Here is a 13,739-nt window from a genome sequence, read left to right as displayed (position 1 = left end):
TCCCAGGTCGCGCGGTCGGGAGGGCTGCCGCCGGCAGCCCTCCATTCCACGGGCCCGCACACACGGGCCCGGCTTTCTTCGGGCCCATGGATCGGGCACGATGCCGCAGGACGCGGCGCCCTGCGTCCCGACGACACGTGAGCCGATGAGCCAGCACGTCCTGTTGAACAATGCCGACCACCGCGGCCTGCACGTCGAGGCCGGGCATGGCGCGGCGCTCGGCGACGACGTCATGGTCGCCCTCACGTTCCCGGCGGAGTTCCGCGACCTGCAGGCGCACTACCCGATCGTGTTCCACCGAGATGCCGCGGGCGGCTTCCAGCCGCTGGCCCTGCTCGGCCTGCGGCAGGACGAGAACCTGTTCCTGCAGGGCGACCGCTGGGACGCCGGCTACGTGCCCCTTTCGGTCCAGCGGCAGCCCTTCCTGATAGGCGTCTCGGGCGAAGAACGCCTCGTCCACATCGACCTGGACCATCCGCGCGTCCGCAGCGGACGTGGCGAAGCGCTGTTCCACGACCATGGCGGCGGCACCGGGTACCTCGAGCGCATCCGTTCGGTGCTGCTCGCCCTGCACGACGGCGTCCTCGCGACCCCTGCGTTCGTCGAGGCGCTGCAGTCGCACCAGCTGCTCGAATCGTTCGTCCTGGACATCCGCCTGGACGACGGTTCCGACAACCGCCTGGCCGGCTTCCACACCATCGACGAACGACGGCTCCAGGCCCTGGACGGCGCCGCGCTCGAACAGTTGTCCCGAGAAGGCCACCTGCTGCCCATCTTCATGGTGCTGGCCTCGCTGTCGCGCTTCCGCGACCTGATCGAGCGCATGAACCGCCGCCGTGCTGCCGGTCGCTGAGCCCATCCGCGAGATCGCCGGCCTGGCGCCGGATGCGCTGCCGGACGAAGTGCTGCGCTCGCCCGAGCCGCTGGTGCTGCGGGACCTGGTCGGACGATGGCCGATGGTCCAGGCCGCGCGTCGGTCCGTGCCGGCCGCGATCGCCTACCTGAAGCGTTTCGACCACGGCGGCATGCCGGTCGTGGCCACCGTGGCCCCGCCGGAGGCGGCCGGCCGCGTGTTCTACGACGAGGACATCGACGGCTTCAACTTCCGCCGCGAGAAGATCCCCTTGGCGGTCGCGCTGGACACGTTGCGCAAGTACCTGGACGATCCGGCGCCGCCATCGATCTACGTTGCCTCGACCACGGTCGACACGTTCCTGCCGGGCTTCCGCGGCGAGAACGCCATCGACCTGGGTGGCCGAGATCCGCTGGCCAGCATCTGGATCGGCAACCGCAGCCGCATCCCCGCCCACCAGGACGTGCCGGACAACCTGGCGTGCGTGGTCGCCGGACGCCGGCGGGTGACGCTGTTCCCGCCGTCGCAGCTGGAGAACCTCTACATCGGGCCGCTCGACCATACGCCCGCCGGGCAGGCGGTCAGCCTGGTCGACTTCCACGCGCCGGACCACGCCCGTTTCCCGAAGTTCGCCGAAGCCCTGCGCCATGCGCGCGGCGCGGTGCTCGAGCCGGGCGATGCCGTGCTGATCCCGAGCATGTGGTGGCACCACATGGAGGGGCTGGAAGCCTTCAACGTACTGGTCAACTACTGGTGGCGGCAGTCCCCGGCGTGGATGGACACGCCGATGAACGCGCTGATGCTGGCGATCATGAGCGTGCGCGACCTGCCGCCGGTCGAGCGCGCGATCTGGAAGGACGTGTTCGCGCACTACGTGTTCGATTACGACGAGGCCGAGGCCGCCGGCCACATTCCCGAACCCGCGCGCCGGGCGCTCGCCCCGATGGACGAGGCCCGCGTGCGCCACCTCAGGGCGCTGCTGCTCAGGCGCCTGGACCGTTGAGTATCCACGACATGACCGATTCCGAATCCGTGATCACGCCCCGTCCCGTCAAGCGCGTCGTCATCGCCGGCGGCGGCACCGCCGGCTGGATGGCCGCCGCCGCCCTGTCCAAGGTCCTCGGCAAGACGCTCGACATCACCTTGGTGGAATCGGAGGAGATCGGCACCGTCGGCGTCGGCGAGGCGACGATCCCGACCCTGGTCACCTTCCACCGCCTGCTCGACATCAAGGAGCAGGAGTACATGGCCGCGGTGCAGGGCACGGTCAAGCTGGGCATCTCCTTCGAGAACTGGAAGGACGTGAACCACCGCTACATCCATTCCTTCGGCATCAGCGGCAAGGACCACTGGTCGGCGGGCTTCCAGAACTTCTGGCTGCGCGGGCGCAAGGAAGGCATCGCCAGCGGGTACAGCGACTATTGCATCGAGCTGCAGGCCGCGCTTCAGGACCGTTTCTCGCACCTGCCGCGCTACCACGTCAACTACGCCTACCACATGGACGCGGCGTTGTACGCGCGCTACCTGCGCGGCTTCAGCGAGCGGCATGGCTGCAAGCGGGTCGAAGGCAAGATCGTGGACGTCGCCACCGATGCCGACGGCTGCATCGCCTCGCTCAAGCTCGAACGCGGCGAGGTGATCGAGGGCGACCTGTTCATCGACTGCACCGGCTTCCGCGCGCTGCTGATCGGCAAGGCCCTGGGGGTGGGCTTCACCGACTGGTCGCACTGGCTGTTCAACGACAGCGCGCTGGCCACCCAGACCACGGCCGTGCGCGACGCGGTGCCCTACACGCGCGCCATCGCCGGCAAGTCCGGCTGGCAGTGGCGGATCCCGCTGCAGCACCGCGTCGGCAACGGCATCGTCTATTCCAGCCGGCACATGAGCGATGACGAAGCCCGCGCGGAGTTCCTGGGCAGCATCGAGGGCGAGGTGATCAAGCAGCCCTGGCCGGTGCGCTTCAGGCCGGGCCAGCGCGCGCAGTGCTGGGCGAAGAACTGCGTGGCGTTGGGCCTGGCCGGCAGCTTCATCGAGCCGCTGGAATCGACCACGATCCACCTGATCCAGCGCGGCATCGTTCGCCTGCTGCAGACGTTCCCGCAGGTGATCACCCAGCCGGCGGTCGACGAGTACAACGCGCGCCTGAACGAGGAGCTGCAGCACGTGCGCGACTTCGTGGTGATGCACTACCACGTCAGCGACCGGCGCGATTCGCCGTACTGGCAGGAGATCGCGGAGATGAAGATCCCCGATACGCTGCGGCACCGGATCGAGCTGTTCCGCGAGACCGGCGAGGTCTACCACGTGCCGGGCGAACTGTTCGGCGTGAACTCCTGGGTCCAGGTGATGCTGGGGCAGGGCATCCAGCCGAAGCGCTACCACCCGACCGCCGACGTGATGAGCCGCGAGGACCTGACCCGGTTCCTGGGCGATGTCCGCGGCAACGTGCTCGACACGGTGCGACAGATGCCGATGCACATGGACTACATGCGCAGCTACGCGCCCGCACCGGTACCCGAGGCTGTGCTGCAGGCGGTGTGAGCCGCGCCGCCGCCGCGCGCTTCGCGTGGCGCATGAACCGGCACGCCATCGCCGGTTCAAGGGCACCGGCCATGCGGCCGGTGCTTTCGTTGGCGCCCACGCCCCGCAGCCCGGCCTCCCGGGTCGTGGGACGGATCGCCGTCAGCGACCGAACAGCTGCTTGCGTTCCTCGTCCGTCAACGGCTTGCCCGCGTCCGGATTGACCTGGGCGGTCAGCGCATAGGCACGCTGCGTGGCCGGCCGCGCGGCGATGGCGGCCTGCCAGCGGCGCAGTTCCGGGTAGGGCTCCAGGTCCAGCGGCGCCTTGGCGTAGGGGTTGATCCACGGATAGGCGGCCATGTCCGCGATGGTGTACTCGTCGCCGGCGATGAACGCGCGGCCGGCCAGGCGGCGGTCGAGCACGCCGAGCAGGCGCTGCACCTCGCGCGTGTAGCGGTCGATCGCATAGTCGATCTTTTCCGGCGCGTAGACGTTGAAGTGCCCGTACTGTCCGGTCATCGGCCCCAGTCCGGCCATCTGCCACATCAGCCACTGGTTGACCTCGACCTTCTGCCGCACGTCTCCGCCGAAGAAGCGGCCGGTCTTGTTGGCCAGGTAGACCAGGATCGCGCCGGACTCGAACACGCTGATCGGCTCGCCCAGGTCGTTGGGGGCATGGTCGATGATCGCCGGCATCTTGTTGTTCGGCGAGAACGCCAGGAAGTCCGGCTGGAACTGGTCGCCCTTGCCGATGTTCACCGGCTTGATCGTGTAGGGCAGCCCGGATTCCTCGAGGAACAGGGTGATCTTGTGGCCGTTCGGGGTCGGCCAGTAGTACAGGTCGATCATGACGCGCATCCTTCAGGCGGGCCTGCGAGTGTAAGCCGGCCGCGCTTGGCAGCCGTGGCCGCGGCCGCTACGCTGCGGCCTCCCTCCTGCAACGCACCATTCCATGACCCAGCCGACCACCGGCGCGCCGCGCCTGAGCCCGCTGTCCACTCTGATCTTCGCCTCGCGCTGGCTGCAGCTGCCGCTGTACCTGGGCCTCATCCTGGCCCAGGGCGTGTACGTGTTCCTGTTCGGCAAGGAGCTGTGGCACCTGATCCACGAGGCCGTGGGACTGGGCGAGCAGCAGATCATGCTGATCGTACTGGGGCTGATCGACGTGGTGATGATCTCCAACCTGCTGGTCATGGTGATCGTCGGCGGCTATGAAACCTTCGTCTCGCGCCTGCGCCTGGAAGGCCATCCGGACCAGCCCGAGTGGTTGAGCCACGTGAACGCCTCGGTACTCAAGGTCAAGCTGGCAATGGCGATCATCGGCATCTCCTCGATCCACCTGCTCAAGACCTTCATTGCCGCGGGCACCCTGAACGGCCTGCCCTTCTGCCCGCCGGAGTTGCTGGCATCCGCTGCGGCCAACATCGGCGCGACCCGCTGCAGCACGCTGACCACCGACGGCGTGCTCTGGCAGACCATCATCCACTGCGTGTTCATCCTCTCGGCTATCGGTATTGCCTGGACCGACAAGCTGATGGCCAACGTCAGCGCCAAGCGCGAGCACGAAGCGCACCACTGATCCCGGATCGGCTCCGCAGGGAAGCGCCCGCGGAGCCGCGCCCGGCCGGGTCGGACGCCCCATGGGGTCGTCGGCTTCAGGGAAGCGCCCGCGCCACCGCGTAAAATGGCGGGATGGATGTCTCCCACCTGCTCGACGACCTCAATCCCGCCCAGCGCGAAGCCGTCTCCGCCCCGCCGGGCCATTACCTGGTCCTGGCCGGCGCCGGGTCGGGCAAGACCCGGGTCCTGACCCACCGCATCGCCTGGCTCAACGAGGTCCAGGGCGTGCCGGCGCACGGGATCCTCGCGGTCACCTTCACCAACAAGGCCGCCGGGGAGATGCGCGCGCGCGCCGACGCGCAGCTGCGGCATGGCGCGCGCGGCATGTGGATCGGCACCTTCCACGGCATCGCCCACCGCCTGCTGCGCCTGCACTGGAGCGAGGCGCGCCTGCCCGAGTCCTTCCAGGTGCTGGACAGCGACGACCAGCTGCGCCTGGTCAAGCGCGTGGTCCAGCAGCTGGAACTGGACGAGGGCCGTTTCCCGCCACGGCAGATCGCCTGGTGGATCAACGCGCAGAAGGACGAGGGCCGGCGCCCGCAGCACATCCAGGCGGTGAACGACCCGTGGGCCGAATCGATGCGCCGCGCCTACGAGCTCTACCAGGAGCGCTGCGACCGCGCCGGCCTGGTCGACTTCGCCGAGCTGCTGCTGCGTGCCCACGAGCTGCTGCGCGACAACCCGGCGCTGCTCGGCCACTACCGCGCCCGCTTCCGCGACCTGCTGATCGACGAGTTCCAGGACACCAACGCGATCCAGTACGCGTTCGTGCGCGTGCTGGCCGGCGACTCGGGGCGGGTGTTCGTGGTCGGCGACGACGACCAGGCCATCTACGGCTGGCGCGGGGCCAAGGTCGAGAACGTGCAGCAGTTCCTGCGCGACTTCCCCGGGGCGAAGACCATCCGCCTGGAGCAGAACTACCGCTCCAGCGCCAACATCCTCAACGCCGCCAACGCGGTGATCTCGCACAACCCCGACCGCATCGGCAAGCAGCTGTGGACCGACAGCGGCGAGGGCGAGCCGGTGGACGTGTACGCGGCCTACAACGAGATGGACGAGGCCCGCTTCGTGGTCGAGCGCATCCGCCAGTGGGTGCGCGATGGTGGCAGCTGGCGCGAGGCGGCCGTGCTCTACCGCAGCAACGCGCAATCGCGCGCGCTGGAAGAGGTGCTGCTGGCCGAGCAGGTGCCGTACCGCGTGTACGGCGGCATGCGTTTCTTCGAGCGCGCCGAGATCAAGGACACCCTGGCCTACCTGCGCCTGGTCGCCAACCGGGCCGACGACGCCGCGTTCGAGCGCACCGTGAACACGCCGGCACGCGGGATCGGCGACCGCACCCTGGACGAAGTGCGCCGCCGCGCGCGCGACTCGGCGGTCTCGCTGTGGCAGGCGGCCACCGCGCTGGTGTCCGAGAATGCGCTGGCCGCGCGCGCGCGCAATGCCGTGGCCGGGTTCCTCAACCTGGTCGAGGCGCTGGACGCGGAGACCACCGACCTGGCGCTGAAGGACCGCGTGGACCACGTGCTGGGGCGGTCGGGCCTGCGCGAGCACTGGGCCAGCGAGGCGCGCGGCCAGCTCGATGCCGAGTCCCGGCTGGAGAACCTGGACGAACTGGTCTCGGTCGCCTCGCGCTTCTCGCGCGCCGAGCTCGACGACGACCAGGAGAGCATGAGCGAGCTGGTCGCGTTCCTGTCCTATGCGGCGCTGGAGGCCGGCGAAGGCCAGGCCCAGGCCGACGAGGACGGCGTCCAGTTGATGACGCTGCACTCGGCCAAGGGCCTGGAGTTTCCGCTGGTGTTCCTGGCCGGCGTGGAGGAGGGCGTGTTCCCGAGCAGCAAGTCGCTGGAGGAAAGCGGGCGGCTGGAGGAGGAGCGGCGGCTGGCCTACGTCGGCATCACCCGCGCGCGGCAGAAGCTGGTGATGACCTACGCCGAGAGCCGGCGCATCCACGGCATGGACATGTACGGCATGCCCTCGCGCTTCCTGCGCGAGATCCCCGGGCACCTGCTCAACGAGGTCCGTCCGCGCGTCCAGGTGGCCCGGCCGATGGCCGCCGCGCCGCGCGTCGCCCATCCGGTGCTGGAGACGCCGTCGCTCAAGCTCGGCCAGGGCGTGATGCATGCCAGCTTCGGCCGCGGCGTGGTCACCGACTACGAGGGCAGTGGCGCGCATGCGCGCGTGCAGGTCAACTTCGACGACGCCGGCAGCAAATGGCTGGTGTTGGCCTTCGCCAACCTGCAGCCGCTCTGACGACGGCCCGCATGGGCCGGAAAGCGGCCGCCCGCGGCGATCCAGGTTGCCTGCGGGCGGCGGCGGGTGTGCAATGCGGGTGTCCCATGGCCGGAGCCGCGCATGTACACGAGCATCCTCATCGCCACCGACGGCTCGGAGCTCGCGGGCAAGGGCTTGCGGCACGGGCTCGAGCTGGCCGCAGCGCTGCAGGTTCCCGCGGTCGTGGTCACGGTGACCGAGCCGTGGATGCCGGCGTTCGACGACGCGCTGGCGCTGTCCGCGGACCCGGACATGCATCGCGACTACCGTGAGGGCTGCGCCGACTCGGCACAGCGGATCCTCGCGGACGCGGCGGCGCGGGCAGCGGACCTCGGCGTCGCCTGCCGCACCGTGCACGTGCCCGACGGCTTCCCCTCCGATGCGATCGTGAAGGCCGCGGCCGAGCACGGCGCGGGCCTGGTGGTGATGGCCTCGCATGGCCGCCGCGGCCTGGGGCGGGTGCTGCTCGGCAGCCAGGCCCAGGCGGTGTTGGCGAACTGCGGCGTGCCGGTGCTGGTCGTGCGCTGAACGCCCGCGGTCAGGCCGCGCCGATCAGGTGCTCGTGCAGGATCACGCTGCCGATCACGATCATGATCACGCCGCCGACGATCTCCGCGCGCTTGCCGGCCAGGGCGCCGAGCACGCGACCCAGCATGATGCCGGTGGTGACCATGGCCAGGGTGCACAGGCCGATCACCGCGGCGACCAGCGCGATCGGCGCGTCCAGGAAGGCCAGGCTCACCCCGACCGCCATCGCGTCGATGCTGGTGCCCAGCCCGGTGGCGGCCAGGCTCCAGAAGCCGTGGTGGCGGCTCGCGTCCGCATCGCCGTCCTCCGGCTTGAGCCCGTTCCAGATCATGTGCAGGCCGAGCAGCCCGAGCAGGCCGAACGCGATCCAGTGGTCCCATGCGCTGATGTAGCGCGAGGCCGCGTGGCCGAGCAGCCAGCCGATGACGGGGGTGACGGCCTCGATCGCGCCGAAGATCAGGCCGGCGCGCAGCGCCTGGGGGAAACGCGGGCGCTGCATCGCCGCGCCCTTGCCGACCGCGGCGGCGAAGGCGTCGGTCGACATCGCCACGCCGATCAGCAGCATCGAAAGCAGGTTCATGGAACATCCCGGGCTGGAAGGCGGACACGGCCGGCCGGCGTCCAACCACGGACGCGCCGGCAGGCCGTTGGTCTCGCCAGTCCGGTGGCGCGGACGGCGACGCGTCCGGACCACGGGTTGCCCACGCCACGGCCGCAACGGGCCGAGTATGTTGACGAGGGCGCTGCGCGCAGGAAGCGCGAGCAGGCTACTCCCCAAGGAGGGATGCGCAGGATACCACGCGCGCCCAGGCCGGCCGTCGCCGCCGCCGGCGAGGGCCCGCCGCCCGGCCCGTGCCGATGTGCACATGCGGGCAGGCGGCGGGGCGCTAGGATCGGGCTTCCGGCCACACCACGCCGCCAGCCAGGGAGTCACGCCATGCACTCGCCTTCGCGCCGCCGTTTCCTCGATTCCGCGCTCGCCACGTCCGCCGTCGCCGGCTTCGCCGCGATGGCCGGCCCGGCCCGCCTGTTCGCCGCCACGCCCGCGGCCGGCCCGATGCTGACCCGGGTGATTCCCTCGAGCGGCGAGAAGCTGCCGGTGATCGGCGCCGGCACCTCCGGCAGCTACGACGTCGCCCTCGACTCGCCCGAGTACGCGCAGCTGCAGCAGGTGGTGAAGGCCTTCTTCGAGGGCGGCGGCCGGCTGATCGACACGTCGCCCAACTACGGCCGTTCCGACGAGGTCGTCGGCCGCCTGCTCGCCGACGGCGGCTGGCGCAAGCAGGCGTTCATCGCCACCAAGATCGCCGCCGACAGCCGCGAGGCCGCCGAGGCGCAATGGGCCGACTCGTTGCGCCGGCTGCGCACCGACAAGGTCGAGCTGCTGCAGGTCCACAACCTGCGCGACTGGCAGCGCCAGCTGGCCTATGCGCGCGAGCTCAAGGCGCAGGGCAGGACGAAGTACGTGGGCGTCACCCACTACACCGATGCCGGCCTGCCGGAACTCGAGCGCATCCTGCGCGGCGAGAAGCTGGACTTCATCCAGATCCACTACTCGGTCAACTCGACCGGCGCGGCGAAGACGGTGCTGCCGCTGGCGCAGGACAGGGGCGTGGCGGTGATCGTCAACCGCGCGTTCGACGACGGCAAGCTGTTCGCCAGGGTCAAGGACGTGCCGTTGCCCGCATGGGCGGCCGAGGCCGGGGTGACGTCGTGGGCGCAGATGTTCCTGAAGTTCGCGATCAGCCACCCGGCGGTGACGGTGGTGATCCCGGCGACCGGCAAGCCCGAGCGCCAGCTCGACCAGCTCAAGGCCGGCCGCGGGCCGCTGCTGAGCCAGGCCCGGCAGCAGGAACTGGTGGCGAAGTTCACCGCCTGAGGCCCGCCGGATGAGCACAACGCCCCCCGCCACGCCGTGGCTGTCGCGCCTGTTCGGCGTGCGCCCGCACGAAGCGCCGGCGGTCGCCGCCGGCCTGGCGATGTTCTTCCTGCTGTTCACGGGCTACTTCATGCTGCGGCCGGTGCGCGAGACCATGGGCGTGGCCGGCGGCGTGGACAACCTGCAATGGCTGTTCACCGGTACCTTCGTCGTGACCCTGGCGGTGCTGCCGCTGTACGGCTGGATCGCCTCGAAGGTGCCGCGCCGGACGATCGTGCCCTGGGTGTTCGGGCTGGTGGTGGCCAGCCTGCTCGGCTTCGCCGCGAGCCTGGCCGTGCAACCGGAAAACGTCTGGGCGGGGCGGGCGTTCTACATCTGGGTCTCGGTGATCAACCTGCTGCTGATCTCGCTGGCCTGGAGCGTGCTGGCCGACGTGTTCGCCAGCGCCGAGGCCCGGCGCCTGTTCGCGCTGATCGCCGCCGGTGCCAGCGCCGGCGGCCTGCTCGGGCCGTTGCTGGCGACGCTGCTGGTGGTGGCGCTGGGCCACGGCGGCCTGCTCGTGCTCTCGTCGCTGTTCATCGCCGCCAGCTCGGCGATGGCGCTGTGGCTGCATCGCTGGCGCGACCGGCATCCGTTCGAGGGCGACCAGGCGCCGGTGCAGCGCCGGCAGCCGCTTGGCGGCAATCCGTTCGCCGGTGCCACCGCCGTGTTCCGCTCGCCGTTCCTGCTCGGCATCGCCCTGTTCGTGGTGTTGCTGGCCACCGTGACCACGTTCCTCTACTTCGAACAGGCGCGCTTCGTCGCCGAACTGTTCCCCGACCGCGAACGGCAGACCCAGGTCTTCGGCCTGATCGACACCGTGGTCCAGGCGCTGGCGATCCTCACCCAGCTGTTCGTCACCGGCCGCATCGCGCAGAGGCTGGGCGTGGGCGTGCTGCTGGTCGGCGTGCCGCTGGTGATGGCGGCCGGCTTCCTGTGGCTGGCGCTGGCGCCGGTGTTCGCGGTGTTCGTCGTGGTGATGGTCGCGCGCCGCGCCGGCGAGTACGCCTTCGTGCGCCCGGGCCGCGAGATGCTCTACACCGTCGTGCCGGCCGAACAGAAGTACAAGGCCAAGAACTTCATCGACACCGTGGTCTACCGCGGTGGCGATGCGCTCAGCGGATGGGTCAAGCGGCTGCTCGACCTGCTGGGCGAACACCCGTCGCTGGCGATGTTCATCGGTGCGGGCATCGCGCTGGCCTGGGCGGGCACCGGGCTGGCGCTGGGGCGCGCGCAGCGGCGACGGGAGCTGCCGTCGCCGCGATGAGCCGGCTCAGTCGGAGGCCTCGGCCTCCGCCTCCAGCTCCAGGAAGCCGCCGGACTGGCGTTGCCACAGCTGCGCATACAGGCCGCCATGGGCAAGCAGCTGCTCGTGCGTGCCCTGCTCGACGATCCGGCCCTGGTCCATCACCACGAGCCGGTCCATCGCCGCGATGGTGGACAGGCGGTGGGCGATCGCGATCACCGTCTTGCCCTGCATCAGCCGGTACAGGTTCTCCTGGATCACCGCTTCCACTTCCGAGTCCAGCGCCGAGGTGGCCTCGTCCAGCACCAGGATCGGCGCGTTCTTCAGCAGCACGCGGGCGATGGCGATGCGCTGGCGCTGGCCGCCGGACAGCTTCACCCCGCGCTCGCCGACCTGGGCGTCGTAGCCGCGCCGGCCCTTGGCGTCGACCAGCTCCTGGATGAAGCCGTCGGCATTGGCCTGGCGCGCAGCGTCGACCAGTTCGGCCTCGCTGGCGTCGGGCCGTCCGTACAGGATGTTGTCGCGGACGGAGCGGTGCAGCAGCGAGGTGTCCTGGGTGACCACGCCGATCGAGGCGCGCAGCGAATCCTGGGTGACCGTGGCGATATCGGTGCCGTCGATCCGGATCGCACCGCCCTCGCGGTCGTAGAAGCGCAGCAGCAGGTTGACCAGGGTGGACTTGCCGGCGCCGGAGCGGCCGACCAGGCCGACCTTCTCGCCGGGGCGCACGTGCAGGTCCAGGCCCTCGATCACGCCGCCCTGCTTGCCGTAGTGGAAGGTCACGTGGTCGAACCGGATGTCCCCGCGGACCACGCCGATGTCCTTCGCGTCCGGCGCGTCGTCGACGGTGGCCGGCAGTGCGATCGAGTTGATCCCGTCCTGCACCGTGCCGATGTTCTCGAACAGCGCCGACATCTCCCACATGATCCACTGCGACATGCCCATCAGCCGCAGCACGAAGGCGATCGCCACCGCGATCGCGCCGACGCTCACCGCGTCGTCCATCCACAGGGTGATGCCGGTGGCCGCCACCGCGAACAGCAGCAGCATGTTCAGGGTGTCGTTGCTGACGTTGACGATCGTGGCCAGGCGCATCTGCCGGTGCACGGTGCCGAGGAACTCGCCCATCGACTCGCGCGCGTAGTCCTCCTCGCGGTGCGAATGCGAGAACAGCTTGACCGTGGCGATGTTGGTGTAGCTGTCGACGATCCGCCCGGTCATGGTCGAGCGCGCGTCGGCCTGTTCCTGGGCGACCTTGTTCAGGCGCGGGATGGCATAGCGCAGCAGGATGGCGTAGGCCACCAGCCACGCCGCGAACGGCAGCATCAGCCGCCAGTCGGCCGAGGCCGCCACGATCAGCGCGCCGCCGAAATAGACGATGACGTAGTTGCCCACGTCCAGCAGCTTGATCACCGTCTCGCGCACCGCCAGCGAGGTCTGCATCAGCTTGGTGGCGATGCGCCCGGCGAACTCGTCCTGGAAGTAGCCCATCGACTGCCGCAGCAGGTAGCGGTGCACCCGCCAGCGGATCCGCATCGGGAAGTTGCCGAGCAGGGTCTGGTGGATGACCATCGCGCTGAGCAGGTTCAGCGCCGGCATCACCACCAGCACCACCAGGCCCATCAGCACGAAGTTCCAGCCCTCTTCCTGCAGGAAGGTGGCCGGGGTGTGGCTGGAGAGCCGGTCGACGATCGAGCCTGTGAACGCGTACAGCGCCACCTCGGTCACCGCGATGGCCGTGGTCAGCAGCGCCATCAGCACCAGCCAGGGTTCGGTGCCGCGGGTGTAGTGGCGGCAGAACGCGTACAGCGAGCGCGGCGGTTGGGTGGCGGGGGCGGCCGGATACGGGTCCAGCCGGGTTTCGAACCAGCGCAACATCGTGGAAATCCTGTCCATGGCACGGACCGGCATCCGTGCGGTGGGCCATTGTCGTGCAATCACGCCGCGCCGGCACGCACGCCGGCGGGATTCAGCGGTTCAGGCGCCGAGGTCGGCCGTGAAGTGGAACGACACGATCCGCAGCCGCTCGCGCAGGTAGAACGCGTGTGCGTCGATGCGCTGGGTGCCCGAGTCGAGTTGCAGGCTAGTGCAGCCCTGGCGTCGCGCCTCGTCCTTCAGCCAGTCCAGCAGCATCCGCCCATGGCCGCCGCTGCGCGCCGCCGCGTCGGTGACCAGGTCGTCCACGTACATGAACCGTCCGTGGGCGAGCATTTCCTGCAGTCGCCAGCCGGCGAAGGCGCGCGGGACGCCCCCGGCATGGAGCACGGTCGCGTGCCAGCCCTCGGCCTGCTGGCGCAGCGCCTGGGCCACGAACGCATCCGCGTCCAGGTGCGGGCGCAGCTGCGATACCACCGGCCACGCCGCCCGCAGCGCCGCCGCGTCGACCGCCGGGCGGATGTCGACGGGGGCCGCACTCACCACGAGAACAGCTTCCAGTAGGTCTGCGGGAGGTCGTCGGCCTGGTCGCGGTCGAGCGCGCCGTCGCCGTCGCGGTCGTACAGGTAGTAGGGCGCGCCGCGCGCGGGCGTGATCTTGACCATGCGCAGCTGGCCGGCCACGCGGTACTCCTCGAGCGTATCGCCGTTGCCGAGGTCGCGGACGGCGACGTCGGCGCCGCTGACGTCGACCGGCGCCCCGCCGCTGGCGCAGCCGGAGAGGCCGGCGGCGACGAGCAGCGAGGCCAGCAGCGGGGCGGTGACAGGCGGCTTGCGCATGGCGGCGTCTCCTCGGGGCAGGCACGCATTATGCGTCAGCCCCGCGTGCAGGCGGCGCGTGCGCCGCCC

General features: G+C 70.2%; 13 protein-coding genes. 8 read left to right on the top strand and 5 right to left on the bottom strand.

What is annotated here, in order from left to right; genetic code table 11:
- Window positions 1-145: 145 nt before the first annotated feature.
- Genes ACA089_RS11285 through ACA089_RS11275 form a run of 3 tightly spaced genes read left to right on the top strand, consistent with a single transcriptional unit; the run spans window position 146 to window position 3,394 of the window.
- Window positions 146-853, top strand: a complete 708-nt coding sequence (locus tag ACA089_RS11285; RefSeq protein WP_372016828.1) for a SapC family protein — start codon at window positions 146-148, stop codon at window positions 851-853.
- Window positions 840-1,856 carry a cupin-like domain-containing protein gene (locus ACA089_RS11280; RefSeq protein WP_372017763.1) on the top strand — a complete coding sequence of 339 codons (1,017 nt, stop codon included), beginning with the start codon at window positions 840-842 and terminating at the stop codon, window positions 1,854-1,856. Before ACA089_RS11285 ends, ACA089_RS11280 begins: the two co-directional genes overlap by 14 nt.
- An 11-nt stretch (window positions 1,857-1,867) precedes the next feature.
- Entirely contained in the window at window positions 1,868-3,394 is a 1,527-nt protein-coding gene (locus tag ACA089_RS11275) for a tryptophan halogenase family protein (protein ID WP_372016826.1), read from the top strand.
- Window positions 3,395-3,535: 141 nt separating this feature from the next.
- Here the strand turns inward: ACA089_RS11275 and ACA089_RS11270 are convergent, their stop codons facing one another.
- The gene (locus ACA089_RS11270; protein ID WP_372016824.1) at window positions 3,536-4,222 is read right to left on the bottom strand and encodes a glutathione binding-like protein; all 687 of its coding nucleotides are present in this window, start codon (window positions 4,220-4,222) and stop codon (window positions 3,536-3,538) included.
- A 103-nt stretch (window positions 4,223-4,325) separates the two neighbouring features.
- Between ACA089_RS11270 and ACA089_RS11265 the strand changes: the two genes are divergently transcribed.
- The 3 genes from ACA089_RS11265 (at window position 4,326) to ACA089_RS11255 (ending at window position 7,792) form a co-directional block, all read left to right on the top strand.
- The gene (locus ACA089_RS11265) at window positions 4,326-4,952 is read left to right on the top strand and encodes a TIGR00645 family protein (protein WP_372016822.1); all 627 of its coding nucleotides are present in this window, start codon (window positions 4,326-4,328) and stop codon (window positions 4,950-4,952) included.
- 113 nt (window positions 4,953-5,065) lie between these two features.
- On the top strand, window positions 5,066-7,243 hold the full coding sequence (gene uvrD, locus ACA089_RS11260) for a DNA helicase II (RefSeq protein WP_372016820.1): 2,178 nt from the start codon (window positions 5,066-5,068) through the stop codon (window positions 7,241-7,243).
- Window positions 7,244-7,345: 102 nt separating this feature from the next.
- A complete protein-coding gene (locus ACA089_RS11255; RefSeq protein ID WP_372016819.1) occupies window positions 7,346-7,792 on the top strand; it encodes a universal stress protein in 447 nt (148 codons plus the stop codon).
- 10 nt (window positions 7,793-7,802) lie between these two features.
- Here the strand turns inward: ACA089_RS11255 and ACA089_RS11250 are convergent, their stop codons facing one another.
- Window positions 7,803-8,372, bottom strand: coding sequence for a manganese efflux pump MntP (locus ACA089_RS11250; protein ID WP_372016817.1), 570 nt, complete (start codon window positions 8,370-8,372; stop codon window positions 7,803-7,805).
- Window positions 8,373-8,729: 357 nt separating this feature from the next.
- Here ACA089_RS11250 and ACA089_RS11245 point away from each other — a divergent pair, with 357 nt between their 5' ends.
- Entirely contained in the window at window positions 8,730-9,671 is a 942-nt protein-coding gene (locus tag ACA089_RS11245; protein WP_372016815.1) for an aldo/keto reductase, read from the top strand.
- A 10-nt stretch (window positions 9,672-9,681) separates the two neighbouring features.
- Complete coding sequence (locus ACA089_RS11240) at window positions 9,682-10,977, top strand: NTP/NDP exchange transporter (RefSeq protein WP_372016813.1); 1,296 nt, start codon at window positions 9,682-9,684, stop codon at window positions 10,975-10,977.
- A 6-nt stretch (window positions 10,978-10,983) separates the two neighbouring features.
- On the opposite strand, the gene ACA089_RS11235 is transcribed toward ACA089_RS11240, so the two are convergent.
- From ACA089_RS11235 to ACA089_RS11225, 3 genes are all read right to left on the bottom strand, one after another.
- Window positions 10,984-12,834 (bottom strand): ABC transporter ATP-binding protein, encoded by a 1,851-nt coding sequence (locus ACA089_RS11235; protein ID WP_372016812.1) that lies wholly within the window; start codon window positions 12,832-12,834, stop codon window positions 10,984-10,986.
- A 99-nt stretch (window positions 12,835-12,933) separates the two neighbouring features.
- Complete coding sequence (locus tag ACA089_RS11230; protein ID WP_372016810.1) at window positions 12,934-13,374, bottom strand: GNAT family N-acetyltransferase; 441 nt, start codon at window positions 13,372-13,374, stop codon at window positions 12,934-12,936.
- Window positions 13,371-13,670 carry a DUF2782 domain-containing protein gene (locus tag ACA089_RS11225; RefSeq protein WP_372016808.1) on the bottom strand — a complete coding sequence of 100 codons (300 nt, stop codon included), beginning with the start codon at window positions 13,668-13,670 and terminating at the stop codon, window positions 13,371-13,373. Before ACA089_RS11225 ends, ACA089_RS11230 begins: the two co-directional genes overlap by 4 nt.
- Window positions 13,671-13,739 lie beyond the last annotated feature (69 nt).

This window comes from Pseudoxanthomonas fibrivorans (assembly GCF_041464125.1).
Classification (GTDB): domain Bacteria; phylum Pseudomonadota; class Gammaproteobacteria; order Xanthomonadales; family Xanthomonadaceae; genus Pseudoxanthomonas.
The sequence above is the reverse complement of the archived record's forward strand: the minus strand, read 5'-3'. Positions and strand labels throughout refer to the sequence as shown.